We start from the raw sequence: 1097 nt of genomic DNA, 5'->3' as shown, positions 1-1097 counted from the left end.
GCCGGATCGAGGTCTTCGGCTCCAACACCGACGGCGTCCACCACAAGTGGCAGACCGGCTTCTCCACCTGGTCCGACTGGGCCTGGCTGAACACCACCCACGGACCCGCCGCCAGTCGAGGAGCCACCCCGTGACCGGCCCGCAACGCGCCCGCCGGGCGCCCCACCGAGTCCTGCTGTCCTCCGCCGCCGCCCTGGGTGTGGCGGCGGGCCTGATGGTCGGCGCCTCCCCCGCGCCGGCCGCCACCGGCAGCGACCTGTGCGCCGAGGTCGGCTACCGGGCGGGCTTCCGGGGCGAGGCCCTGGTGACCGCGATCGCCGTCGGCCTCGCGGAGTCCAGCTGCAACCCGCTGGCGTCCAACACCCAGGGCAACACCCCGAACACCTCCACCGACCGCGGCCTGTGGGAGATCAACGACCACTGGCACAGCGAGGTCTCCGACGCGTGCGCCTACGACGCCCAGTGCAACGCCGACGCGGCCTTCAAGATCTCCAACGGCGGTCTCGACTGGCACCAGTGGTCGACGTACAGCGCGGGCGCGCACCTGCGGCACATGGACGAGGCGCGGGCCGCCGTGGACCGGCTCGGTCACCACGAGCCCGGTCCCGCGCCGCTGGAGTACCCGGCGGAGTCCGGCCGGGTGGTGTCGGCCCGGTCCGCGGACGGGCGTCTGGAGGTGTTCGCCGCCGGCCGGAACGGCATCTCGCACGCCTGGCAGACGGCGATCAACGGCGGGTGGTCGGAGTGGGAGGACCTCGGCGGCCCCGCCGGTGCCGAGCTCGCCATCGGCCCCAACGCGGACGGCCGGCTGGAGGTGTTCGCGATCAACGGCTCCACCTTCCAGCACCGCTACCAGCTCCAGCCCTCCGGTGCCTGGTCCGGCTGGGAGGACTTCGGCACCGGTGGGCACGACATCGCGGTCGGCGCCAACCAGGACGGCCGCCTGGAAGTCTTCGCCTCGGGTCCGGTCGGTGTCTTCCACAAGTACCAGACGGCACCCAGCAGCGGCTGGTCCGGCTGGGAGGCCACCGGCGGAGGCCCCGCCGACAGCGAGATCGAACTCGGCAAGGCCACCGACGGCCGGCTCGAAGTCTTCG

At 73.4% G+C, this 1097-nt stretch carries 1 protein-coding gene; it reads left to right on the top strand.

Translation table 11 applies throughout. The features are described from left to right. Positions 1-214: 214 nt before the first annotated feature. Positions 215-1097 (top strand): DUF8189 domain-containing protein (locus ABT015_RS37925; protein WP_502897513.1); only part of this gene is annotated, 883 nt, incomplete at its 3' end.

It is taken from the genome of Kitasatospora sp. NPDC094016 (assembly GCF_040304045.1).
Taxonomy (GTDB): domain Bacteria; phylum Actinomycetota; class Actinomycetes; order Streptomycetales; family Streptomycetaceae; genus Kitasatospora.
This window is presented reverse-complemented; position numbering and strand designations above follow the sequence as displayed.